This window comes from Candidatus Acidiferrales bacterium (assembly GCA_035515795.1).
In the GTDB taxonomy this organism is placed as follows: domain Bacteria; phylum Bacteroidota; class Ignavibacteria; order Kryptoniales; family JAKASW01; genus JAKASW01.
In genome coordinates, this window is record DATJAY010000025.1 from 25,391 (window position 1) to 48,440 (window position 23,050).

The window sequence follows — 23,050 nt, forward strand, 5'->3', positions numbered from 1 at the left end:
CTAATCAAACTCCGCCCAACGCATATGTTTTGCCTCATTGGGAACAAGATTGATCTGGATGCGTTTGAGTGGTCGCGAGAGGAAAACGTAGTCGTTATTAACAGTCGGGCCCCGATTTACTCAGTTAGCGAACAGTTGGCTTTGGTGGGGAAGGCGCCTCGAAATGCAGCACTCTTTTGGTCGCCTCACTATAATATTCCCTTATTCTATCGAGGAAAATTATTGGTCACCGTCCATGATGTTTTCCATTTGGCGAATTCCCATTATGTGAATGGCGTTCATAAGAGAATTTATGCCAGGTATTTCTTCAATACTATTAGAAGAAAAGCGGCTAGGATCATATGCAGCTCTAACTTCACAGCTAGCGAGTTTGCCCGTTTGGTCGGGGATGCGGAGATTGAGGTGATTTATCCGGGTGTCTCACCTGATTTTTTTGATATTCCCCGCGAGCATAGTCTATTTTCACGTCCTTACTTTCTATGTGTTGGCAATGTGAAGCCTCATAAAAATCTTGGCAGACTTATCAAGGCGTTTAAGAAAATAGAAGGCGACGTACCCCATCTCCTCGTAATAGTAGGTCAGAAGGACGGTTTCATAACAGGAGATCCAACCGTGCAAGAAATCATAGACAGGGGACCAGAAAGGATAATATTCACGGGTCATGTCCCTGATTCGTTGTTAAGGCAATATTTTGTTCAAAGTGATGCGCTCGTTTTTCCTTCAGTATATGAGGGGTTTGGCATCCCACCGCTAGAAGCGATGGCTTGCGGTATTCCGGTCCTTGCTTCGAGAATCGAAAGCGTGAAAGAAATCTGTAAGGATTCCGTCTTGTACATGGATCCTTTGGACATTGATGATATTTCAGAAAAGATGAGGTTAGTCGTCCATGATACATCACTGAGAAGCGCGCTTGTCGAACACGGTGCAAGTTGTGTCAGGACGTACAACTACGAATCGACCGCGAAAAAAATTGCCGATTTGATGTCTCAGATTATCGAGGATGGTGCATCCAAAAGATGAACCGGACGAGACGATTCTCGAGTAGACATTCATGAAAATCTTGCTCATGGAATGATTATCAATAGAGCAAAAGACAAAAATAGAAAATTAAAAATCGCCATCGTCACGGAAGATTTTCTTCCTTTCTATGGTGGGCAGGAAGTCAGGTATTTGGAGCTCGCCGAGAAACTTTCCGAGTACGGAAGCAGTGTAGACATATTCACTATGAGAGTATATCCTCAAACCGAACCTGAGGAACGGTTTGGCCTCGTCAATGTATATAGGATAACAAACGCCTTGCGTTACAAGAACTCCATCTGGGGGAGGCGAAATCCAATAGACATCATTCGCTTTACATTTTCGATATTCCGGAAAAGGCGGGAACTCTCAGGATATGACATCGTTCTTTTCAACATTTGGCCTCTATTGCCGCCTTTGTTAATCCCTTTCTTTCTGAACACTGTGTCAGTAGTCGATTGGTGCGAAATCCGGCGATCATTTCTTTGGAATATTGTTTACAAACTCTTGGCAAGAAAAGGGCTTTTTCACATCGGTGTCAGCAAAGATATTTGCGAACAACTTGTCGACCACTATTCGATTGATCCCAAAGGAGTCATGCCAATTCTAAGCGGAGTAGATTTTTGTGGCTTAAATTCTGCTGTCCGCAACAAAAGCCGGGGCATGCTTCTCTTCATGAGCAGGTTCACTCAACACAAGGATCCGGAGATTGTCCTTGAGGCATTCAGATATGGTGGTCTTTTCGACCGTGGATATAATTTACATCTCGTGGGACACGGCGAACTATACGATGGTTTGAAAAACAAGTATCTTTTGGAAAAAGGCGTCGTTTTTCATGGGAGCGTTTCCGATAGAGACAAAGCCGTCCTACTGTCTGAAGCAATGGTGTTAATACTCCCGTCCAGAAGAGAGGGATTCCCGCGAGTCATCGCGGAAGCTTCCGCGACTGGAACGCCCACCATTACCACCAATGATCTGGGGAACGGTGGGGCCGACGTGGTAAGTGAGTATGGAATCGGGTGGGTTTGTTCGCATAGCCCTCAGGACATAAGTAGAACGATCCTGGAACATATTAGTTTGGATAACAAAGAGTGGATGGCAGTATCAGAGAATTGCATAGCAGTAGCTAAGGAAAAGTTTAGCTGGGATCGAGTCGCGAATGACTTTTTGGGATTCATTTCGAGGATAGGTAGCTTTGGTGACGCCTGATATTTCCTCCGCGCGGTTTTCTCATTCTCAAGGATCAGAAATTCTAGAAAAGGAAGTATATGAGTAGCGAAGTAGTACTGGTGACAGGTGGAATCGGCTTCATCGGAATGCATGTGATCCAAGAATTGCACGGTCGAGGGATAAAGGATGTTTCTATCGTTGACAACTTGTTCAAGGGAAAAAAGGAGTTCATGCAAGAATTTAAGACGGCAGTCGATTTCTTCCCGTTGGACATCAATTCCCCCAATCTTGATGATCTGTTTAAAGCGAAAAGATTTTCGATGGTCATACACCTTGCGGCGATTCATTCGATACCATACTGCATTTCCAATCCGGTTGGTGTGTGTGATGTGAACATAAAGGGGACTCAATCTATTATCGAGAGGTGCAAGAAGTTTAACGTCGCCCGCATTTTTCATGCATCGAGCGGTGCGGTATATAAACCCAGCAATCATAGACATACAGAAGATGATATTGCGGAACCAATCGAAATATACGGTGTGTCAAAATTGGCGAATGAATATCAAGTGAAGCTCCTATCAAATGCTACAGGAGCTAGGTGCGTCGTCGGGCGGATATTCAACGTAGTTGGAGGATTTGAAACGAATGAACATCTCATACCTGACTTGTTGAACAGAATGAAACACAGTTGCTGCATCGAGGTGGGAGCGCTGGACCCTGTCCGGGACTATGTACACGTGAAGGATGTAGCTCGAGCGATTGTGGATAGTACGCTGAATTCAGAAAACAGGTTTGATGTACTAAACATAGGGAGCGGTGAAGGTTATAGCGTCAGGCAGGTAATTGACATTTTATCCCAAATTGTTTCTAAGGAAGTAAGATTCGAGACTACCGAAACGCTCGTTAGAAAGATTGAAAGGCCACACCTTCTGGCCGATATTCGAAAGATTCATTCAATATTTGGTTGGGAACCTCAATATCATCTCACAGATGCCCTTAAGGATGCGGCTAACTATTTTGAGGTAATCTAGTTTATTGTATCGCATTTCTGATCTACGAAGTCCACCCGTACCGTCGCAGTGATGCTCCTTTGGGAATGTGAGGGTGTCTTTCCTCGGGAAGAATCTGTACGTATATGACTATAAGAGAGGCGGTTGTTCGTCAAAAGGTTTTCAGTAAAGATCCAAGATGTTTTTTCTTTGTTGCAGTTCGTTTGGGCTTCGAGGACACCGGATTTGGTGAAAAATAAATAGTAGGAAAGCTAGGGAGTAAAACATGCCTGAAAGAAAAGAGGCACTTGTCTGCGGTGCTGGAGGATTCATAGGTGGTCATTTGGTTCGGAGATTGAAAGAAGAGGGTCTTTGGGTCAGAGGTGTGGATCTGAAGTTTCCTGAGTTCAGAAAGAGTGATGCGAATGACTTTATCATTGGTGACTTGAGGGATCCGGTCGTTTGCGAGAATGTTATAGACCGACCTTTCGATGAAGTCTTCCAACTTGCGGCAGACATGGGTGGAGCCGGATTTGTCTTCACGGGCGAGAATGACGCGGACATCATTCACAATTCGGCGATCATAAATCTCAATATTGCACACGCAGCAGTGGATGCAAGAGTAAAGAAAATATTTTACTCTTCTTCTGCATGCATTTATCCGGCATATAATCAGGAGAATCCGGACAATCCGAAGTGTTCTGAAGATTCTGCATATCCTGCTGCCCCGGATAGTGAATATGGCTGGGAAAAACTATTCAGTGAACATGTTTATTTGGCGTTTCACAGAAACTATGGGTTGAATGTTCGTATAGCCAGATTCCACAACATATTTGGACCAGAAGGGACATGGAACGGCGGTCGAGAAAAAGCTCCAGCGGCCATGTGTAGAAAGGTAGCGGAGACCGAGGACGGGAGCGAAATTGAGATATGGGGGGATGGAAAGCAAACCAGGTCATTTCTTTACATTGATGAATGCCTAGATGCACTCCGCCGCTTAATGGATGCGGAATTTCCAGGCCCGGTAAATATTGGCTCTGAAGAGATGGTTTCTGTCGACCAGCTTGCTGAAATGGTAATGGATATTGCCAGCAAGAAGCTCTCGATTAGACATGTTTCTGGTCCCCTTGGAGTTAGAGGGAGAAATTCCGACAATCGATTGATTTACGAAAAGCTTCATTGGAAACCTAAGCAAAGTCTGAGGTCTGGATTAGAAAAAACATATCCGTGGATCAAAAAGCAGGTTGAGCAGGCAAAGGCAACTGTAAAGTAATCTCGGAGTGCCGATCACTTGCAAGATGTTATTTCTTATTCCACAAGTAGCGGGACTGGCGTCTGGTTCTAGATAGTCAAGCAAGAATTCACTGATCCTTCCTATACATGTGATTTTATTTTCGTCATTAGAAAGTTGTAATGCATCCATCTCTTAGATCGGTTTATTTGTTAAGGGTTATCATTGATTTATTGGTTTTGGTAATCGCCTTTACGATCGCAGTTTTCGGCGCAATATGTTTTAGTCATGCCGAACTCGCGTTTGAGCATTTGACAAACTTTTGTGTTGGCCTCCTTGCTATATGGGTCATAACGGCGGGACCTGCTCATGTCTATGATGACTTTCGATCAAGATCACTGGCTGTGGAAATCCTGACAGTATTGAAAAACTGTTTCGCGCAGGTGATTGCCCTTGTCTTTCTGCTCTTTTTTTCAAAGGAGACCTTGCTGTCAAGGGCCTTTGTGTTATCATACGGAGTGGTAATTGTTATAATGCTATCGACGGAAAAAATTGCCATCAGAGGAATACTCAAGCGTATTAGGAAGCACGGGAAAAATATGCGGAATCTCCTCATCATAGGAGCCGGTCATATAGGGAGAGGTTTTGCAGACAATGTTCATGAGAACCCATTCCTCGGATATAATGTGGTGGGTTTCGTAGACGACAACAGAAAAGATCAACTTAATGGCAGATACTTGGGGCCCTTGTCTGAGCTGGGCTCAATCCTCAGACAGAAAAAGATCGACGACATTGTCGTGGCGCTTCCCGCTTCAGCTCACCAGAAGATAATCGAGTGTATCCAAGCCGGGGCTACATTTGGAAAAAGAGTAAGGATTATTCCAAATTTTATAAAACAATCTCCCCTTAGGTATTATGAATCCTCAATGATTGGAGGGTTTCCCGTAATCGGTGTTGGTACCGTTCCGCTTGATCAAGTCCATCTGCGCATAGTCAAGAGGCTATTTGACTTAATAGTATCTTCGTTCGTTATACTGTTCGTCTTGATATGGTTGATACCTCTGATCTATGCATTGCAGAAAATATTTTCTCCGGGATCGGTTTTTTTCGCGCAAGCAAGAATCGGTCGAGGTGGTAAAATATTCAAGTGCTTCAAGTTCCGATCCATGCATGAGATCAATTCAAATCATGCAAATTTTACTCCGACTTCTCAAAGTGACGGAAGAGTCACCAGGCTCGGACGAATTCTTAGAAAAACAAACCTCGATGAAATGCCCCAGTTTATTAACGTGTTTTCCGGTAGCATGTCAATCGTAGGCCCAAGAGCACATCCGGTGTGTTTCCATAACGAGTATATTCAGTATGTTGAACATATCAGGCTAAGAAATTTGGTGAAACCAGGCATTACAGGTTGGGCTCAGGTAAATGGTCTCAGAGGAGATTCACCCAATCGAGAGGAAAACAAAAAAAAGATTCTTGAGCGCGTTGAATATGACCTTTGGTATATTGAAAACTGGTCATTCTGGCTCGACGTTTGGATTATGCTTAAAACTATATGGCGGACAATAGTGGGAGATCCCAAGGCATGCTGATTTCACTGTCAAGCCTTACTATCCAATCCATGATGCAACATAGGTATTTAAAACTGTCGTCTTTTTCCATATGCTATTGATAACATGTGGCTTATTTTACCTCAAAGTTCTGTACTACATAAATTAGGGATAACATGAGCAAGTCGATCCATTTTCTATTTTTTGCGCTACCGATGGTTGCTTCGGCGCAGATCACTTTCCCGGGCGGCCTCACGCCTCAGCAAATTCAACAGCGAGCCGCGCAGATGGGCTATAGCGTAGATACGGCTCAGATAAAACAGGTTGAGCAAGCTCAGTTGGAGGCAACTCCCGGCAAATCTGCGACCGCTCAAGCGGAGTCTTTGTCTGTTCCATCCTATCCGTTCTCAAAACAGTATTATTTTGTTCCGGCTTTCAGAGGTAGATCGGGCGCAGACACTCTTAATGCTTTCGGTTATAATGTATTTACCTATTCACCGACCACTTTCCAACCTGCTATGAATGTCCCCACTCCAACGGATTATATCATCGGTCCAGGGGATGAGGTGATAATATCATTATGGGGTGAGACCCAGCTTGTGCAGGATATCGTCGTCTCGAAGAACGGTGACATTTATATACCTAACGTCGGTCTTGTGGAAGTGAACGGACTGACGATGAATCAATTGCGCGACAGACTCTATGACAGGTTATCGAAGGTTTATTCCTCTTTGCGAACAAATGCCAAGGGGAGCACCAGTACTCACATGAATGTTTCAACCGGACAATTGAGGAGTGTAAAAGTCTATGTCATAGGCGAGGTTGCCAAACCGGGAGGCTATACTTTTCCGGCTCTTTCATCCGCATTCACTGCGCTTTACTATTCCGGCGGACCGAACATAAACGGAAGTTTGAGAAATGTGGAGGTTGTTCGTGGTGGGAAAATCATATCCAGCATAGATATGTATAATTATTTGGTGAAAGGCGATCAATCTGAAGACGTGAGATTGAACGACGGAGATATAGTATTTGTTCCACCGGTAGGAAAGCGTGCAGCCATGACAGGGAGCGTGTTCAGGCCTGCGATTTACGAGATGAAGAAGGGTGAAAATCTCGGTGATCTATTGAGATTTGCAGCCGGACTCACTTTTGATTCATATTTCCAGCGGGTGCATATTGAGAGGATAATTCCATTCGATGAGCGCCGGCAGTATCGAAATAATTTACTGAGTATGGACGTGAATTTTGATAGTGTTGGCGGCCTCATGGAAAGTCGCTTTGAACTCGACGACGGCGATGTAGTTACGATACCGTCGATCAACAATGTCCCTGAAAACAGGGTCAGTGTTGGAGGAGATGTAAGGCAGCCCGGCGTTTATGAACTATTAGGTCATGGTATGAGGGTCAGCGATCTCTTGATGAAAGCCGATAGCGTTTTCCCGGATGCTTTTCTGAACAAGGCGCTGCTAATCAGAACGCTTTCAAATGAGAAGAAAGTTATGTTGTCAATGAACCTTGGCAAGGCAATGCAGGGCGATCCTGACAATAATATTGAACTTGTGAATCGAGATTCACTTTACATTTTTAGAGACACTGCCTTTTTCCCTACGAGAAAAGTAGAAATCTTTGGAAATGTAAAGAAGCCTGGGAAATATGATAGATATCAGGATATGACTTTGACCGACCTGATTATTATTGCCGGAGGACTTGACGATTCAGCAACCACTGAAAACGTAGAGGTTACGAGGCTCGACACTTTAAGTTCAAATGTTTACGCATCTAGATTCACAGTCAACATGCCGAATGATTACTGGAATGTGAACGATAGCAGCGATTTTAAACTTCAAGATTACGATCGAGTGTTAGTGAAGCCTGATACGGCGCGAGAATATGAAAAAGTTGTTGATATCACCGGTGAAGTAGTCTTCCCGGGGTCATATACGATTCTACATCGAGGAGAAAAGCTAAGTGAGTTTGTAAGGCGAGCCGGTGGATATAGAAACAGCGCCTATACGGATGGGATATATGTATTGAGGAGTAATCCACTCCTGACGTCATTGCGTCCCATGAGGATTTCAGACACCGCCATGGTGAGGATTTACCAAGGGCAGCCCTTGATCGATAGAACTCAGTTCAATGCGGAGTTCGGGAATAGAATTCCAATTTCATGGAGCGACATAAGAAAAGATTCGTTGTCAATTTACAATTTGGAATTGAAGCCTGGCGACACCTTGGTAGTTCCGAGAGACCCGGGCACCGTCAGCGTGGTGGGCGATGTCGGACTTCCATCTACTGTGCCGTACAAAGCCGGCGCGGGTTTGGGTTATTACGTCAAGCAAGCCGGCGGTTACACAACGACCTCTGCTCAAGGTGATGAAGTTGTCATTCTTCCCAATGGGAAAAAGTGGGAACAATCCGGATTTTTCTTGATCCCCGATCCGGAAATACTCTCCGGCTCCACGATATATATCCCGTCTTATATTAAGCAGCCATCTTCGGACATTTGGCCGTTGATAAGGGATGTAATCACCGTCGTAAGCTCGACGGCAGTGCTGATATTCACAGTAAGCAAACTGTGAAAACGCGGCAGAACGAACTACGATGACGCCGCTCACCGTATGATTGCTCTGGTGTCTTTTTGCCGCCATATTTTTCCAAACGTTTAAAATAACTTTGAATAATCATGAGTGATAAAGAATTAAATAACGATTCAATCGAAACGGAAGAGGAGGTAGAAATTTCATTCGAAGAAGGATTCAAGAAGACCGTCAAGCGGCTTCGTCCGCACTTCCTGGCATTATGGATGTACAGGAAGAAGTATCTCTATTTCAACGTCAGCGTGCTCGTCCTTGGTTTATTTGCTTTGCTTTTCTTCGTTCAACCTTATTACGTCAGCTCCATTACCATACTCCCGGATTATGGCAGCAAGGAAACGACATTAAGTCAGCTTAGCAGTCTGGCTTCTCTGGCCGGCGTCAGTGTAGGGCAAGGAACTCCGACCGGCGTTTATCAAAATCTTTTGACGAGTGAGGCCGTGCTTTATCCTGTCATCTACGCAAGATATAAGACGGAAAAATATCCCGACTCGGTAAACTTGATCCAGTACTTCAAGGTAAGAGCCCACGACAATTTGCCGAAAGATTTGCAGGAGAGAGAAATGTTTTTAACGGAGTTCAGATCTCTCGTTGAAACGCGAATCACAACAGACCTTGATAGGATGACTAATATTCTCGCAGTATCTGTCAGGATGCCGGAAGCAAATCTCTCTTCTGATGTCGTAAACAATATCGTCAACTCGCTCGATTCTTATATCAGGACAAAGAGAAAATCATTTGCAACCGACCAGATGGAATACATCGAGCGACGTATGACTCAAGTTAAGGATTCTCTTACCGATGCAGAGAACAGGCTGACAAATTTCAGGGAACAAAACAGATTGGTGATGCAATCGCCCGAACTATTGCTGGAGCAGAGCCGGCTGACGAGGAACGTGGAGATATTAGACGCAGTTTTCCTCGAGCTTAGCAAACAGCATGAGCTTGCAAAGATTGACCAGATCAAGGATACTCCCGTCGTCAACATAACAGATTACGCCAAAAATCCAATTGTGAAAGCCGGTCCCAGGAGGCTCTCATTGCTTGTTACCATTTTATTATTGTCGGGATTATTCTCCGGGCTGTACTTCATGTTTCGAGAGAACATAATGAAATACATAGGATATATAAGAGGAAATAATCTTTAGGTTGATCGCAGATCATAATAGAACATTCGCAACAATGACCGCTTATTTCGGTAACGGGCTAGCAGACCACAGCAGGCATCTTTATTTGGGTTGAAATATTTTCTGGGATAGAATATATTATTAAGGAAAAAGAAATTGTTTTAAATAAGAAATTTTTTCATCCGAATATAATATTCGGGAGCCGAGTTCGGAGAATGTGGCCGGCTCAAAATTGGCAGTGAAATTGGATTATTGATTCAAGTACCGGTATTGTAAGCCTTCCCCGGGATGTTTCTGGCGGTACTGGTAAAATAAAAAAGGAGAAATTTAATGGCTACGATGATCACTGAAGAGTGCATTAACTGCGGCGCGTGTGAGCCGGAATGCCCTAACACAGCGATTTATGCGGGCGGCGTCGAGTGGGAACTCTTCGGCGAAAAAAAACCACCGGTCTCGAATGATTTTTATTACATCGTTCCGGAAAAATGCACCGAATGCGTTGGGCACCATGAACAGGAGCAATGCGCGGCAGTTTGCCCTGTCGATTGCTGCGTCCCTGACCCGAATCATGTTGAATCGGAAGAAGAACTTTTTGCCCGTGCGGTGAAATTGAATCCGGAACTTGCAGGTCTCGAGCTTGTTGGGGCTAATTCTAAATACCGCAAGTAAGATGTAACCGCAGGTTTAGGCTGAAAGGTCGGGTGCACGCCCGACCTTTTTTGTTTAGACTCAGTTGTCTCCAAAGTGAAAACTTTTCAGCCCGCTTTAGATGTTGAGGATAAATATGACATGTCGATAGATTCCGAGGATTACTCTAAACACGATATTATAGATGCGTATAGGTAGCAATACATTGTTAGCCCTTGAGACCGGGCATTTTTATCTCGATGGCGGCGCGATGTTTGGGGTCGTCCCGAAACCTCTCTGGAGCAAAACAAATCCTGCCGACGACAGAAATCGAATCGACCTTGCTCTGAGGGTCCTGCTCATAATGAACGACAAGCAGCGGATCATGGTTGACACTGGAATCGGGGAAGGATGGAACGATAAGTTTATCGATATATACGGTGTCGATCACTCGAAAAGTGCTCTTCAAACTTCATTGAGGAAAATTAACCTAACGGCGGAGGATATCACGGATGTTATCTTGACCCATCTTCATTTCGACCACGTCGGCGGCGCAACTTTTACGGATAACGACGGATCAATTAAGCCAACATTCCCAAACGCAAATTATTATGTTCAGAAGAAGCATTATGAATGGGCGACGAAGCCTTCCGAAAAAGATCAAGCGAGTTTTGTCAAAGAGAAATATCTGCCGCTTTATCGTCAGGGCAGATTGAAACTGCTCGACGGAGAGACAGAATTATTTCCGGGGATATTCATACGACTTTCCGACGGCCATACGGTCGCGCAGCAGACGGTTCTGGTCACGGATGGGAAAAAAACTCTTTACCATCCCGGCGACATGATTCCGACATCCTCGCACGTTCCTCTTCCGTTCATTATGGGCTATGATAACTTCCCGCTGATAACGCTTGAAGAGAAGAAGAGTATTCTTGCTCGCGCTGTCGAACAAAACTGGGTAGTCTTCTTTGAGCATGATCCGAAGTGTGCCGCTTCAACCGTCGAAAAAACAGAAAAGGGATTCAGGGCGGGAAACCCTGTCGGTCTGAGCGAAGGTACGGATTAGCGGCAATGGATTATTGTGGCAAACGAATTCTATAATATTAAACATCGAGCACTTCGCCGATTGTTAACCTTTAATCGCTAAGATGGATAAATTCATAAAAGTCGCAGCATTGTCGGAATTGATTGAAAGCAAGGGCATCGTGCGAAAACTGGGTGATGATGAGATCGCACTGGTAAAATTGGACGGACATATTTCAGCATTCATAAATGTCTGTCCTCATCAACATACACCACTCGTCGACAAGTCCGGCGGACAAATCGCTGGAGAAAATCTCACTTGTCCGATGCATGGGTGGACGTATGACCTCAGGACAGGAAAAAGTGTTGACGTGCCGTCTTACAGTCACAACGAAGCGGGATTCCAAGATATAAACATTTCCGAACGGGACATCTCGCACACCGCAAATATGATAACGAGCGGAAAGAGTGGCAAATTGAAAATGCTCGGCGTAAAGATTGAAAGCGGCTGCGTCTTTGTCAGAAAAGTGCCGGGCGATTTTCCTTGGTGATCGTCGGCCGAATATAAAGCTGGGAAGACGAGAAATGTGGATGGTCGGAGAGAAAATCAACACTGCCAGTTTCATGAGAGAATCCGCGAGGGAAGAGGGATTCGATTTAGTTGGAATTACCGGTGCAGAATACCTGACGGAAGAATCGTTGCATCTGAGGGAGTGGCTGAATCGCGGCTATCATGGGACGATGGATTGGATGGAGAAAAATTTTGAGAAGAGAATAAATCCCGGGAAAATCCTCGATGGCGCTCGAACGGTCATATCGCTCGGGAAAAATTATTATGTGCCGGTCAACCATGATGCGGATTTTCTAAACATTTCGAGATATGCATGGGGAGATGACTATCATCTTGTCGTCGGCAAAATGCTGAGCAAGTATGTTGGTAAACTGCAGAAGCAATTTCCCGCGGGCAAGTTCTTGTATTATTGCGATACCGGTCCTCTGATGGATAAAGTCTGGGCCCAGCGCGCCGGATTGGGATGGATCGGGAAACATACAAATGTCATCAATCGAGAGATCGGGTCATGGATTTTTCTCTCGGAGGTTATCACAGATATAATCTGCGATTACAACGAACCTGAAGTCGATCACTGCGGCAGCTGCCGCGAGTGTATCGACGCGTGTCCGACGGAAGCGATCGTCGAACCTTACGTCCTTGACGCGAACAAGTGCATCTCGTTTTTGACCATCGAGAACAAGGATGAAAAAATACCTGATGACCTTTCGTCAAAACTGAGTAATTGGGTGTTCGGCTGCGATATTTGCCAGGATGTTTGCCCGTGGAACAAGAAATTTCAAGTATCTACAGACGAGCCCGGATTTTTCCCGCGCTCAGAAAATTTGAATCTGAAAGCCGGGGAAGTTCATCTAATGTCAGGAGAAGAGTTCGCTGAAAGATTTCATCAAAGCCCCGTCAAACGTGCGAAGCATGAGGGTTTTCAACGAAATGCGAAAGCAATTTTGAATTCCGAAAGGAAATAACCGTATTATAGCTGAACAATAGAGTCAGAAATTAGTAAAGCGTAAACATTGAAAAGGAAAATAATTGAAAAACAAATATAGAGGATTCATTTTCGATTTGGATGGTGTGCTGGTTGACAGCTCGAGAATTCACTATTCGGGGTGGAGAAAAGTGCTGAATAGGTTCGATGAGGATTTTGATTATGAAACATTCCGGAAAAATTACTTTGGAAAACGTGGAACCGATACTTTCGAGATGATTTTCGGTAAAGGAAAGTTTTCTGCCGAAGAAGTGAAAAGGTTGTCCGACGAAGTCGATTCGAATTTTGTAAAAGTAGTCGGGGAGGTCGGTGTGCCGGTCAGAGGAGCTTTGGAGTTCGTAAGGTCACTGAAAGAATCCGGTGAGAAGGTCGCACTTGCTACCTCTGCTCCGAGACAGAACGTCGATGCGTTTCTCGATGCGTTTTCGATCCGCGGGATTTTTGATGCGGAAGTTTGCGGTGACGATGTTTCGGAGGGAAAACCTGACCCGGAAGTATTTCTTACGGCCGCATCGCGTTTGAATTTGGCTCCGAACAACTGCTTGGTCTTCGAAGATTCGCTCGCAGGCGTAACTGCGGCAAAAGCAGCCGGGACAACCTGTGTTGCGCTGTTGACAACCACTTCAAGAGACGTTCTCAAATCTGCAGACTATTTCATCGAAGATTTCCTGGATGGTGGATTAAATAAGATTATCAGTTTAAGAAATAAGGTGAAAGCATGAGTCATAGAAAAGTCATCATAATCGGCTCCGGTCCTGCCGGGTTGACGGCGGCAATTTATACTGCACGCGCGAACCTTAATCCGATTATCTTTGAAGGAAGCCAGCCTGGAGGGCAGCTGACAATTACAACTGAGGTTGAGAACTATCCGGGATTTTCTGACGGCATCATGGGACCCGAATTGATGGATGTCATGAAAAAACAGGCGTTGAAGTTCGGAGCCGAGGCGCAGTTCAAAGACGTGTCCGAGGTTGATTTTTCGAAGCGGCCGTTTGTGGTCAAGGCCGAGGACGATACTTTGACCGCGGATTCTGTCATAATTTCTACAGGCGCTTCGGCAAAACTTCTCGGCATCGGGTCCGAAAAAGCTTTGATGGGTTATGGAGTTTCCGCCTGCGCAACTTGTGACGGATTCTTCTTCAAGGGTCGGGAAGTAATCGTCGTCGGCGGCGGCGATACCGCGATGGAGGAAGCCACTTTCCTCACGAAGTTTGCAAGCAAAGTGACTGTGGTGCACAGGCGCGATTCACTTCGTGCATCGAAGATAATGCAAGAGCGAGCGTTCAGTAATTCGAAGATAAAATTTATCTGGGATTCGATTGTAGATGAGGTCCTCGGTGTGGAGAACAGGCGTGTGCGTGGAGTGATGTTGAAGAATGTCCTGACCGGCGAAAAGAGTGAAATGAAATGCGATGGCGTATTCGTTGCGATCGGTCACCAGCCGAACACTGCGATTTTCAAGAGTCAAATTGAGACTGACAAAGTCGGTTACATCGTAACGAAGAACGGCTCAACGGAGACGAGTGTGCCGGGCGTTTTCGCCGCCGGCGATGTCGCCGATAAGAAATATCGTCAGGCAGTTACTGCAGCAGGAACAGGCTGCATGGCAGCCATGGATGCGGAAAAATATCTGGAATCGTTGCACCGGAAAGCAGAGGATTGATTGTGGGATGAGAAGAAACCTCCCATCCCACTTGATGTTCAAACTATGAGGCGACTTCTTTTGACTTTTCTTTGAATATGAGCGCGAGCACCACGCCTAGAATAATGTATTCGATCACCCCGTAAATAAACCATTGAAGTGCCAGCGAGTAAGGAATCGCGATCATGGCATAAGTCCCGTAAGCCATTCCCACGCTCATCCATACTCCAATGTAGAATCCGTATCGGACGCCTTCCATGATCCCTTTCTTCTCAAACCCTTTCGAGAATATGAAGGTGAAAAAGAAGGCGCTGAAAATGTTGATGACGTGGAATATCCACATCTTGGAACTCATGTCCGAGCGCCATACACCCTGAAGTGAGTTGAGGGTGCTCATTAAGATGACTCCGTTGACAAGGAAATCAATAATCTCCATGACTATAAAAACCGCGACGAAGCCAAGCCATACTTTCTTGCTCATCTTACCTCCTTTTTGATGTTCTTGAGATGACTTGTCACAAAGCGATCACTTTATGATCCGGATGAATTCTAACAACTGGTCAGCTCAAAATCAAATCGATGATGGGAGAAATTTTTTTCTTAAAACAGTTATATTGATAGAGTAGCTATGGACGTTAAAAGTCGCAGGAAGATTGTACTCGTCGGAGACAAGGTTTTGGTCTCTCCCGACAAAAATCAGGAAAAGACAGAACACGGCCTGTACCTGCCGCCAGGGGTGAAAGACAAGGAGAAAGTACAGGGCGGCATCGTTGTTCAAGCCGGGCCAGGGTATGCCATGGCAAATCCGAGCTACATCGATCAGGAACCGTGGTCGACCCCTCGTGAGCCCGTGAAATATATTCCTCTTCAGGCGGAAACGGGGGATTACGCTTTGTTTCTTCGTGATCAAGCGGTTGAAATTGAATTTGAAGATGAGAAATATTTCATCATCAGCCATTCATCGATCTTGATGCTTATTCGCAGTACCGGCTTTTCCAACGGCTCATTCGGTTCGGACTTAAGTCTCTAGATACCCTCCTAACTCCATCTGGTTCTTCCCTTCAAATTCTGTACCACGTTTGTTTCTTGTTATGTTTCAAGTTATTAACTTAATAGCCCATGAGAGAGTTGTTGGTTATTGACGATATCGCAGTGGAAGGAACACTTCTTACGCGCAGGTTTGCGTGCGACCTTCTGAAGTGCAAGGGGGCGTGTTGCAGTCTGCCGGGCGGAAGGGGCGCTCCACTTCTAGATGCCGAGTTGGAACAGGTTCAAGAGACTCTTCCGTACGTTCTTCCGATACTCAATCAGGACAAAAGGATCGCCATAGAGAAATTCGGATTTTTTGAAGGGGAACCGGGCGATTATGCCACGACTTGTATCGGCGATGAAGATTGTGTTTTTGTTTATCGGGAAAACGGGATTGCGAAGTGTGCGATTGAGAGAGCATTCTTTGACGGGAAAATTAATTTTAGGAAGCCCATTTCGTGTCACCTGTTTCCTATTCGTGTCAGTAAATTCGGCGGGGATGTTCTTCGCTACCATGAAATTCCCGAATGTAAACCTGCCGTAAAGAAGGGAGTCTCTGAAAACGTAAATGTTGTAGAGTTTGTCAAAGCTGCGCTCATGCGACTATACGGTGAAAAGTGGGTGAGCAAGCTCCTGCAACGAGTCCATTTCGAAGAAGCGAATACAGATTTAATCACAGTGATTTCAGATAAATCGAGCGAGAAGGTTTAATGGGTGGTTTGAGATGCTGAAATTCGGTCAGACACAACGTCTCAGTCAGGAATTAAGATTACAGCCGCAGCAGATACTTTACTACGATTTGTTGCAGCAACCTATTTTTGCTTTGCAGCAGCGGCTGAGGACTGAACTCGACGAGAATCCGGTGCTTGAACTGGAAGAGGTCGATGAGCTGGTCGAGGAACCGGAGCTCGAGCTGAAGGACGCTGACGAAAAGCCGGAGAATCCCATCGACGAACCCGAATTCAGCGATACCGACCTCGATGAATTTAGAAATGACGGCACTGAAGTCCGGCTGAAAAGACGCAATGAGGACGATGAGGAATATGAATTTGCCCCTCCCGCAGTAGAAACCATGTACGACCATCTTATTCAGCAATTGTCGCTTCTAGACTTAAGCGACAAAGAGAAACGCCTCGGTGAAGAGATAATAGGGAATATAGATGATGATGGATACTTGCGGGAAGATTTACAGAAAATCGTCGACGATACGAATCTATCTTTTCAGCTGGATCTAACGATCCAGGATGCTGAAAAGGTTCTTACAGAAATCCAGACACTTGATCCTATCGGAGTCGGTGCGAGAAATCTGCGAGAGTGCCTTATGGTGCAGCTGAAAGCCCGCAGAGATATCGATCCCCAGGAACGGGCAATTGCCTTGAAGATCATCGAAGAAGGCTTTGAAGATTATTCGAATCACCGGTATGACCAGCTTTCTAAAAAGCTCGGCATAACTAACGGAGAATTGAAAGTTGCCGACGCGGTCATTCGGAAGCTGAATCCTAAGCCGGGCGAAGGCTTCTCTCTTCCTTTGGAAACGACGGTCGTTGTGCCGGACTTTGTCGTTGCCGAGAATGAACAGGGTGAGCTGATTATCACACTGAATGAACGCGATATGCCGCAGGTGAGAATAAGTCCTAGATATCTTGACATGATGAAACGCGCTCGCGGGAACAAGACGGATGCGCAGACGAAGGATTTTCTAAAGAGAAAACTGGAATCCGCAAAGTGGTTTGTCAATGCATTACAGCAGCGGCGCCAGACAATGCTCAGCGTCATGAGGGCGCTTATCGAAACGCAGCGAGAGTTTTTCACGGAAGGCCCCGATAGAATAAGGCCGTTAATATATAGAGATATTGCGGATAGAACCGGATTTGATATTTCCACAATCAGCCGTGTTGTCAGCGCAAAGTATGTGCAAACGGATTTCGGTGTCTTCAAACTCCGTGAGCTCTTCAGCGAAGGCTTGAAAACGATAGACGGAGATGAAGTGGCGACCCGTGAGATCAAGAATAAGATCAAAGCAATGATAGAGTCTGAAGAAAAACCCCTCAACGACGAAAAGATCACGGAAGTTTTGAACCAGCAAGGATATAAAGTGGCGCGGCGGACGGTTACAAAGTATCGTGAGCAGCTCAAAATTCCGCCGGCAAGAATGCGGCGAGAAGCGTGATCGCAAGTCGGAATGTTATTCCGATCTGCAGATCCGGAGGAGAAAAATGAAAATTCGTTCTACCACTGTAATCGGCGTCAACAAGGACGGCAAGTGCGCTATCGGTGCTGATGGGCAGGTCACCATCGGTCAATCGGTCGTGAAGCACAATTCCAAGAAGGTGAGAAAACTTTATAACGATACCGTCCTCGCCGGATTTGCGGGAGCTTCTGCTGATGCATTTACTCTGTTCGAACGATTCGAAGACAAGATTCAACAGTACCACGGTAATCTGAGCAGGGCAGCGGTTGAGCTCGCGAAGGATTGGCGGATGGACAAATACCTGCACAGGCTCGAGGCTCTTCTTGCAGTGATGAACAAAGAAACGATGCTTCTCATTTCTGGGACCGGTGATGTAGTGGAACCTGACGACAAAATCGTTGCAATAGGCTCTGGAGGCAATTATGCTCTCGCGGCGGCGCGTTCTTTGATAAAGCATACGAACCTTTCTGCAAAAGAAATTGTGCTGGAGTCCCTCAACGTCGCCTCTGAGATTTGTATATACACCAACAAGAATTTTTCAATAGAAGAAATTTAGTATGGCAAAGTTTCCCAAACAGATAACCATTGATAGTGTAAAGAAAGAGCTGACTCCGCGTGAAGTTGTCCGCGAACTTGACAAGTATATCATCGGACAGGATGCTGCGAAAAAATCGGTTGGCATTGCGCTGCGCAACAGGTGGCGAAGACAGCAAGTGCCGGAAAACCTCCGTGAAGAAATAATGCCGAACAATATAATCCTGATCGGACCGACCGGGGTTGGGAAGACGGAAATTGCCCGACGTCTCGCCAAACTTTCTAACGCCCCCTTTGTCAAAGTTGAGGCCTCGAAGTTTACTGAAGTTGGATATGTGGGACGAGATGTTGAGTCCATGATACGCGACCTGGTGGAAATTGCGGTTGCTAATGTAAAGGCCGAGAAAACCGCGGAAGTCAGGGAACGTGCCAGGACAATGGCTGAGGAACGTGTGCTTGATGAACTGATGCCCGTGAAGCCTCAGAGGAAAGTCAAATCCGCCGAAAGCGGACCCGACAACGGCGAGGAGGAATTGGAACGGAGAGAGTCACGAGAGAAACTGCGGCTAATGCTCCGCAATGGAGAGCTTGATAAGAGAACGGTGGAAGTTCAGGTTAACATCGAAGTCATGCCTATGATGCAGGTCTTCGGGCCGTTCGGCACCGAAGATCTTGGACCGCAATTTCAGGACATGCTTAGCAACATCATGCCGAAAAAAACAAAGTCGAGGCGGGTATCGATTCCCGATGCCTTGAAAATTTTCGAGCAGGAAGAAGCGCAGAAGCTTGTTGACATGGAAGGAGTAATCAGAGAGGCTCTGCGGAAGGTCGAGGACAGCGGAATCGTCTTTATCGATGAGATCGATAAGATAGCTAGCACGGGCGGCGAAAGCCATGGCCCCGATGTCTCGCGTGAAGGCGTTCAGAAAGATCTGCTGCCGATTGTCGAAGGCTCAACGGTGATGACAAAGTACGGAATGGCCAAGACTGACCACATACTCTTCATTGCAAGCGGCGCATTCCACACCGCGAAACCGTCCGACCTTATTCCGGAACTTCAGGGCAGATTTCCGATCAGAGTTGAACTGAATAGTCTCAATGAAGAAGATTTTTACAAAATTCTGACGAAGCCCGAGAACGCTCTGATAAAACAGTATACCGCCATTCTCGCCACTGAGGGAATCGAAATAAGTTTCAGCGAAGATGCAATTCGTGAAGTTGCAAAAGTTGCGACGGAAGTAAATGAGCAGGTCGAAAACATCGGCGCGAGAAGGCTTCATACAATCATGACAACCCTGCTGGAAGATATCTTATTCGATGTTCCCGATAAAATTGACGAGCGGGAAATTATGATTACCCGCGATCTTGTCCATGAAAAGTTGAGCAAGATTGTCAGGGACCGCGATCTGAGCAAGTACATCCTCTAAAAAACTCGAAATCCTGAGCACTAAATTCAAAACAAATCCGAGTCTTCAAAATTCAAAATGCAGAAAGTTTGGATCAGTGAAATTTGAATATTTAGAATTTCGTATTTCGAATTTGTTTACGGTCTTGGATTTAGAGTCTGGAATTTGTTTTCTCTGAGATGGCTGACTTTAAAGTTGAGATAGCGGATTACGCAGCCTATGCAAAATTCTTGTCCGATAACCCTCCTGACAATCCTTATTCGCTTCTTCCTTTGTTGGAGGCATATAGGGATGCTTTCTCAACTGATTTCCAGTTGCTGTTGATAATGAGGAATGAAGTCCCGGTCGCATCCAGCGCATTGTTTGCGGGGAAAAGATTCTTTCAGCCAACAATAAAGTTGATGCCGTTGAGAATCTACGATGGCGTCCATTTCCGGATACTTGAAGAATCAAAATTCCAAAAGCATGAGCAGGAAAGACTTTCAGCGCTTCAGTCTCTGGAGAAATATCTTGAGTCGAATTTCGCATTTCATCAGATGGTTTTCCCGCCCGGATTTTACGACCTTCGATCCTACCAGTGGTCGGACGCCAGAGTAATTCCACAGTACACTTACGTAGTAGAGCTTTCGAATTTTTCAGAAGAACATTACACCAAGTCCTTGAAAGAAGTTCTGCGAGCCGCTGAACATTCCGGTCTAATTGCCGGAGCCGGAGGCGTGGAAGACCTGGTGTCGCTGCAACAAATTGCTTATGGCCGTCATCGGAGGAGATCCCCGGTATCGGCCGGCGTGCTGCACAAGCTATTGAGTGGATTGAATCTCACCGGGTTGCTCGACATAAAATGTGTAAGAAACAGAAGTAGCGATGTCGTTTCCGCGATGGCATTGCTACGTACGAACTTAAATACGTTCTTTTATGTTGCCGGAACCGACGCAGCGGCAGAAAAAGGTGCTTCTCATCTGCTATATCATGAAATACTGAAATCTGAAAAGGAAAAGGGGATATGTTCCGTTGATTTCTGCGGTGCAAACACACCTTCAATCAACCTTTTCAAATCCGCTTTCGGTCCTCGGTTAGAGATCTATTTTAGGGTCTGGAGAGCGAACCGCTTGCCCACACGCCTCGTGTCTCTCGTTAAGAAAATTTGATGGACCAAGCAGTAACGAAAGGCGAACCCGCCTACGGGGAAAGCGAACAAATCTCTCTCACTCAAAATGCAGGGCTTGTCGGAATCTCGAAGCTGATAAGCATTTTCGGTTCCCTCGTGGCTTCGATAGCACTCGCGAGGATTCTGTCGCGTTCCGAGTATGGAAACTACGAGCAAGTTTGGCTGGTTTACAACTCGTCTCTCCCTCTGATCGCGTACGGACTCAGCAGCTCAGTCTATTTTTTTTCGGCGAGAGAAAATAGACGGACCGTCTATTCGGCGGTTGTGCTCGCCGCGTCAATCATCGGCATTCTCGTTGGAATCGTCCTAATGCTCATTGCCCCATCGATTTCGCGATTGTTTAATTCCAGCCAGCTTACCGATTATATACGTATGTTTGCCGTTTACTCGGTGATATCTTCGTCCTCCATCATGTTTGAATCGGTTTTCGTGACCGAGAAGAAAGTTGGACTGCTGTTGTTGGGGAATACGATAACATCGGTTCTGTTTGCCATCATGGTTTCACTTTCCGCGTTTGAGTTTCACAGTTTGACCGTTGTGTTCATTTCGGTCATTATCGTCGGGGGATGCAAATCGTTTTATCTCTTGATTTTTCTAATGAGAACACGAAACTTAACCGTTCATAGAGTATTTCCCGTTATGAAGGCGCAACTGTACTATGCGCTTCCGATTTTCGTGAGCACCATGATGGGGATAATCAGCAAGCAGATCGACAAGTATTTAGTGACCCTTTTTTATTCTTCGGATCAGTTTGCGGTGTACGCGGTAGGCTCGAAGGAGATTCCGTTGATTGCGGTCATCACCGGATCGGCGTCTGCAGTCCTTTTCCCAGTGTTGAGCAACTTTGGTTTCCTTGAGATGCGTCATAAGTTCGTCGAGGTTTGGAAAAATTCCATTTCAAAGACCGGCTTTTTCCTTCTTCCGATGATGGTGTTCCTTCTGTTTTCTGCCGGAGATTTTATGTATTTTCTGTTCGGACAGAAGTACGTTGCGAGCGCAACTATCTTCCGCATTTTTCTACTTCTTATCCCGCTAAGGCTGGCATTTTACGGTCAGGCGCTTTTTTCTCTCGGGAAACAAAAACTTTACATGTATACTGCAATTGGAGAAATGATCTTGAGCGGCGCTGCATCATATTTCCTTTTGGCGAAATACGGGCTCGAAGGTGCTGCGGTCGGTAAAATAATCATCACATACCTTCAAGTGATAATCATTGTCGGGGCGCTTCTTATTTTTCTCAAAACAAACATCAGAGAATTTTTCCCATGGATTAAAATTCTGAAAATATTAATTTTATCCATGATAGCATCCGCACCGGCTTTCTATGTCGGAAATTATTTTTCAAACGTTTATGTGCGTTTTATGATAGAAAGTTCCCTTTTCGCATCGGCTTACGCCGCTGCGGCAATCGCGACGAAGTCCGTGCGTCTAGTAGATCTAAGGAGACTTCGATTTACCGTGAATTGAGGGGAAATGATAATGATATTGGGTAGGCCTGCAGAAAAGACAATTGAGAAAATAGAAGATTACGCAGGAGGCTCGTGCGGAATTCATCGCGGAGTACTTCTCGTTGCGGACAACGTCCCCTGGTCAGACTGCGTTGTCAGGAAGGGAGATGCTATCAAGGAATCCATGCGGCTAATTTTTTCATTAGCAAATTTGCGGCTTCGGTTGTGCCGGCGCGCGGCTGTGCAATGGTCGCTCACAAAATCTGAGAGGTAATCGTGGTTTATATTTATTATCATGTCGTCTCGATAGAGACCTACAAGGCTAAAATGAAATCTTATTTTGATCAGGCGAAAAAGTTTGGTGTAACTTCGATCGTGCAAAAAAGACATGAACCTGAATATTTCATGGAAATTATATCCACCCGGTCGGATGTCGGCGAGCAATTGAAAGGACTTTCTGAACTGCGGGCCAGCATGGGCATGACTAAATTATTGCTGAATAACAAAATACATGTCGAAGTTTTTGATGAACTTATTGGGGAAAATCGGTAAGGAGGAATAGCATCAACCGAAGAGGCACAGTCATATTCCGAGGACTTGCAGACTGAAAATTGCACTAAACGTCCAAAGAACTTTTTCGTACAAACTATTGAGGCACCTGGTGCAGTTGAGGGCAAATTTCATTATCCCGCTTATAATCAATGGAAAAGTTACTTTTGAAGATCCTATTTTGAAGAATAAATTAAAA

22 protein-coding genes are annotated in these 23,050 nt (G+C 45.5%); 21 read left to right on the top strand and 1 reads right to left on the bottom strand.

The features are described from left to right. Positions 1–24: 24 nt before the first annotated feature. From VLX91_10530 to trxB, 13 genes are all read left to right on the top strand, one after another. The gene (locus VLX91_10530) at positions 25–1,020 is read left to right on the top strand and encodes a glycosyltransferase family 1 protein (protein ID HUI30643.1); all 996 of its coding nucleotides are present in this window, start codon (positions 25–27) and stop codon (positions 1,018–1,020) included. 51 nt (positions 1,021–1,071) lie between these two features. Then, entirely contained in the window at positions 1,072–2,226 is a 1,155-nt protein-coding gene (locus VLX91_10535) for a glycosyltransferase family 4 protein (protein HUI30644.1), read from the top strand. Positions 2,227–2,285: 59 nt separating this feature from the next. Further along, a complete protein-coding gene (locus VLX91_10540; GenBank protein ID HUI30645.1) occupies positions 2,286–3,218 on the top strand; it encodes an NAD(P)-dependent oxidoreductase in 933 nt (310 codons plus the stop codon). 244 nt (positions 3,219–3,462) lie between these two features. After that, entirely contained in the window at positions 3,463–4,449 is a 987-nt protein-coding gene (locus VLX91_10545) for an NAD-dependent epimerase/dehydratase family protein (GenBank protein HUI30646.1), read from the top strand. A gap of 140 nt (positions 4,450–4,589) precedes the next feature. Continuing rightward, positions 4,590–5,999, top strand: a complete 1,410-nt coding sequence (locus VLX91_10550; GenBank protein HUI30647.1) for an exopolysaccharide biosynthesis polyprenyl glycosylphosphotransferase — start codon at positions 4,590–4,592, stop codon at positions 5,997–5,999. Between the two features lie 134 nt (positions 6,000–6,133). Beyond that, the gene (locus VLX91_10555; protein ID HUI30648.1) at positions 6,134–8,536 is read left to right on the top strand and encodes an SLBB domain-containing protein; all 2,403 of its coding nucleotides are present in this window, start codon (positions 6,134–6,136) and stop codon (positions 8,534–8,536) included. Between the two features lie 104 nt (positions 8,537–8,640). Next, on the top strand, positions 8,641–9,699 hold the full coding sequence (locus tag VLX91_10560; GenBank protein HUI30649.1) for a hypothetical protein: 1,059 nt from the start codon (positions 8,641–8,643) through the stop codon (positions 9,697–9,699). Between the two features lie 309 nt (positions 9,700–10,008). Next, the gene (locus tag VLX91_10565; protein ID HUI30650.1) at positions 10,009–10,347 is read left to right on the top strand and encodes a YfhL family 4Fe-4S dicluster ferredoxin; all 339 of its coding nucleotides are present in this window, start codon (positions 10,009–10,011) and stop codon (positions 10,345–10,347) included. A gap of 163 nt (positions 10,348–10,510) precedes the next feature. After that, complete coding sequence (locus VLX91_10570) at positions 10,511–11,371, top strand: MBL fold metallo-hydrolase (protein ID HUI30651.1); 861 nt, start codon at positions 10,511–10,513, stop codon at positions 11,369–11,371. Between the two features lie 82 nt (positions 11,372–11,453). After that, positions 11,454–11,879, top strand: coding sequence for a Rieske (2Fe-2S) protein (locus tag VLX91_10575; protein HUI30652.1), 426 nt, complete (start codon positions 11,454–11,456; stop codon positions 11,877–11,879). 40 nt (positions 11,880–11,919) lie between these two features. Further along, positions 11,920–12,864 carry a tRNA epoxyqueuosine(34) reductase QueG gene (gene queG, locus VLX91_10580; GenBank protein ID HUI30653.1) on the top strand — a complete coding sequence of 315 codons (945 nt, stop codon included), beginning with the start codon at positions 11,920–11,922 and terminating at the stop codon, positions 12,862–12,864. Positions 12,865–12,928: 64 nt separating this feature from the next. Beyond that, on the top strand, positions 12,929–13,606 hold the full coding sequence (locus VLX91_10585; GenBank protein HUI30654.1) for an HAD family phosphatase: 678 nt from the start codon (positions 12,929–12,931) through the stop codon (positions 13,604–13,606). After that, the gene (gene trxB, locus VLX91_10590) at positions 13,603–14,547 is read left to right on the top strand and encodes a thioredoxin-disulfide reductase (protein HUI30655.1); all 945 of its coding nucleotides are present in this window, start codon (positions 13,603–13,605) and stop codon (positions 14,545–14,547) included. The genes VLX91_10585 and trxB overlap by 4 nt, the downstream gene beginning before the upstream one ends. Before the next feature lie 43 nt (positions 14,548–14,590). On the opposite strand, the gene VLX91_10595 is transcribed toward trxB, so the two are convergent. Further along, a complete protein-coding gene (locus VLX91_10595) occupies positions 14,591–15,007 on the bottom strand; it encodes a hypothetical protein (protein HUI30656.1) in 417 nt (138 codons plus the stop codon). Between the two features lie 147 nt (positions 15,008–15,154). Between VLX91_10595 and VLX91_10600 the strand changes: the two genes are divergently transcribed. The 8 genes from VLX91_10600 to VLX91_10635 all read left to right on the top strand — a co-directional run bounded on the left by VLX91_10600 (position 15,155) and on the right by VLX91_10635 (position 22,854). Further along, entirely contained in the window at positions 15,155–15,556 is a 402-nt protein-coding gene (locus VLX91_10600; GenBank protein HUI30657.1) for a co-chaperone GroES family protein, read from the top strand. Between the two features lie 101 nt (positions 15,557–15,657). Further along, the gene (locus VLX91_10605) at positions 15,658–16,266 is read left to right on the top strand and encodes a DUF3109 family protein (protein HUI30658.1); all 609 of its coding nucleotides are present in this window, start codon (positions 15,658–15,660) and stop codon (positions 16,264–16,266) included. A gap of 13 nt (positions 16,267–16,279) precedes the next feature. Beyond that, on the top strand, positions 16,280–17,725 hold the full coding sequence (rpoN, locus tag VLX91_10610) for an RNA polymerase factor sigma-54 (protein HUI30659.1): 1,446 nt from the start codon (positions 16,280–16,282) through the stop codon (positions 17,723–17,725). 46 nt (positions 17,726–17,771) lie between these two features. Then, complete coding sequence (gene hslV, locus VLX91_10615; GenBank protein ID HUI30660.1) at positions 17,772–18,302, top strand: ATP-dependent protease subunit HslV; 531 nt, start codon at positions 17,772–17,774, stop codon at positions 18,300–18,302. Between the two features lies 1 nt (position 18,303). Further along, positions 18,304–19,707 (top strand): ATP-dependent protease ATPase subunit HslU, encoded by a 1,404-nt coding sequence (gene hslU, locus VLX91_10620; protein ID HUI30661.1) that lies wholly within the window; start codon positions 18,304–18,306, stop codon positions 19,705–19,707. A gap of 158 nt (positions 19,708–19,865) precedes the next feature. Further along, a complete protein-coding gene (locus VLX91_10625; protein HUI30662.1) occupies positions 19,866–20,834 on the top strand; it encodes a GNAT family N-acetyltransferase in 969 nt (322 codons plus the stop codon). Further along, on the top strand, positions 20,834–22,321 hold the full coding sequence (locus VLX91_10630; GenBank protein ID HUI30663.1) for an oligosaccharide flippase family protein: 1,488 nt from the start codon (positions 20,834–20,836) through the stop codon (positions 22,319–22,321). Before VLX91_10625 ends, VLX91_10630 begins: the two co-directional genes overlap by 1 nt. Positions 22,322–22,629: 308 nt before the next feature. Beyond that, positions 22,630–22,854, top strand: a complete 225-nt coding sequence (locus VLX91_10635; protein ID HUI30664.1) for a hypothetical protein — start codon at positions 22,630–22,632, stop codon at positions 22,852–22,854. Positions 22,855–23,050 lie beyond the last annotated feature (196 nt).

What these genes read in the sequence shown, in the direction of transcription:
- VLX91_10545 (HUI30646.1), top strand. Translation starts at nt 3,463, where the DNA reads ATGCCTGAAAGAAAAGAGGCACTTGTCTGCGGTGCTGGAGGATTCATA.
- VLX91_10540 (HUI30645.1), top strand. Translation starts at nt 2,286, where the DNA reads ATGAGTAGCGAAGTAGTACTGGTGACAGGTGGAATCGGCTTCATCGGA.
- hslV (HUI30660.1), top strand. Translation starts at nt 17,772, where the DNA reads ATGAAAATTCGTTCTACCACTGTAATCGGCGTCAACAAGGACGGCAAG.
- VLX91_10595 (HUI30656.1), bottom strand. Translation starts at nt 15,007, where the DNA reads ATGAGCAAGAAAGTATGGCTTGGCTTCGTCGCGGTTTTTATAGTCATG.
- VLX91_10565 (HUI30650.1), top strand. Translation starts at nt 10,009, where the DNA reads ATGGCTACGATGATCACTGAAGAGTGCATTAACTGCGGCGCGTGTGAG.
- VLX91_10625 (HUI30662.1), top strand. Translation starts at nt 19,866, where the DNA reads ATGGCTGACTTTAAAGTTGAGATAGCGGATTACGCAGCCTATGCAAAA.
- VLX91_10635 (HUI30664.1), top strand. Translation starts at nt 22,630, where the DNA reads ATGAAATCTTATTTTGATCAGGCGAAAAAGTTTGGTGTAACTTCGATC.
- VLX91_10530 (HUI30643.1), top strand. Translation starts at nt 25, where the DNA reads ATGTTTTGCCTCATTGGGAACAAGATTGATCTGGATGCGTTTGAGTGG.
- queG (HUI30653.1), top strand. Translation starts at nt 11,920, where the DNA reads ATGGTCGGAGAGAAAATCAACACTGCCAGTTTCATGAGAGAATCCGCG.
- VLX91_10560 (HUI30649.1), top strand. Translation starts at nt 8,641, where the DNA reads ATGAGTGATAAAGAATTAAATAACGATTCAATCGAAACGGAAGAGGAG.
- rpoN (HUI30659.1), top strand. Translation starts at nt 16,280, where the DNA reads ATGCTGAAATTCGGTCAGACACAACGTCTCAGTCAGGAATTAAGATTA.
- VLX91_10575 (HUI30652.1), top strand. Translation starts at nt 11,454, where the DNA reads ATGGATAAATTCATAAAAGTCGCAGCATTGTCGGAATTGATTGAAAGC.
- trxB (HUI30655.1), top strand. Translation starts at nt 13,603, where the DNA reads ATGAGTCATAGAAAAGTCATCATAATCGGCTCCGGTCCTGCCGGGTTG.
- VLX91_10535 (HUI30644.1), top strand. Translation starts at nt 1,072, where the DNA reads ATGATTATCAATAGAGCAAAAGACAAAAATAGAAAATTAAAAATCGCC.
- VLX91_10570 (HUI30651.1), top strand. Translation starts at nt 10,511, where the DNA reads ATGCGTATAGGTAGCAATACATTGTTAGCCCTTGAGACCGGGCATTTT.
- VLX91_10630 (HUI30663.1), top strand. Translation starts at nt 20,834, where the DNA reads ATGGACCAAGCAGTAACGAAAGGCGAACCCGCCTACGGGGAAAGCGAA.
- VLX91_10555 (HUI30648.1), top strand. Translation starts at nt 6,134, where the DNA reads ATGAGCAAGTCGATCCATTTTCTATTTTTTGCGCTACCGATGGTTGCT.
- VLX91_10600 (HUI30657.1), top strand. Translation starts at nt 15,155, where the DNA reads ATGGACGTTAAAAGTCGCAGGAAGATTGTACTCGTCGGAGACAAGGTT.
- VLX91_10550 (HUI30647.1), top strand. Translation starts at nt 4,590, where the DNA reads ATGCATCCATCTCTTAGATCGGTTTATTTGTTAAGGGTTATCATTGAT.
- hslU (HUI30661.1), top strand. Translation starts at nt 18,304, where the DNA reads ATGGCAAAGTTTCCCAAACAGATAACCATTGATAGTGTAAAGAAAGAG.